The following is a 501-nucleotide window of genomic DNA, read 5'->3' as shown; positions in this document are numbered from 1 at the left end:
GGGGGGGGAAAGGAGGAGCTAGAGTACGTCGCCGCCATCGCCGCCAATATGCCTGCCGGTACGCTCAACCTGGCCGGGCGCTTGAGCCTTCCGATGCTGGGGGCGCTGCTCGCGGGCGCCGCGGTGTACGTGGGACCCGACACCGCCACCACCCACATCGCCGCCGCCGTGGGCACGCCCACCGTGGCCTTATTCGGTCCCTCGAACCCGGTGAAGTGGGGGCCGTGGCCCAAGGACCATCCGGCGGACCGCAACCCATGGCGGCGCGTGGGCAGCCAACGCGTGGGGAACGTCTACCTCGTGCAAGGTGCCAAGGACTGCGTACCCTGCCTGCTGGAGGGCTGCGGACGCCACGTGGAAAGCTTCAGCGACTGCCTGCAGGAACTCCCCGCGAGCCGGGTGATCGAAGCGGCGCAAGCGCTGCTCGCGGAGCGCTCGACGCCGGCCGGATAGTGACACGAGTGTAATACTAGACCTGTCTCAAAATTGCCGGCGCGGTAG

The 501-nt window shown here is 68.7% G+C and carries 1 protein-coding gene; it reads left to right on the top strand.

Going from position 1 to position 501, the window contains the following annotated elements; translation table 11 throughout:
* The coding region (locus tag ACTFO6_RS17600) for a glycosyltransferase family 9 protein (RefSeq protein WP_439935721.1) at positions 1-453 on the top strand (453 nt) is incomplete at its 5' end.
* Positions 454-501: the final 48 nt, after the last annotated feature.

The sequence above is a fragment of the Pelomicrobium sp. G1 genome (assembly GCF_051905455.1).
Taxonomy (GTDB): Bacteria; Pseudomonadota; Gammaproteobacteria; order Burkholderiales; family UBA6910; genus Pelomicrobium.
This window is presented reverse-complemented; position numbering and strand designations above follow the sequence as displayed.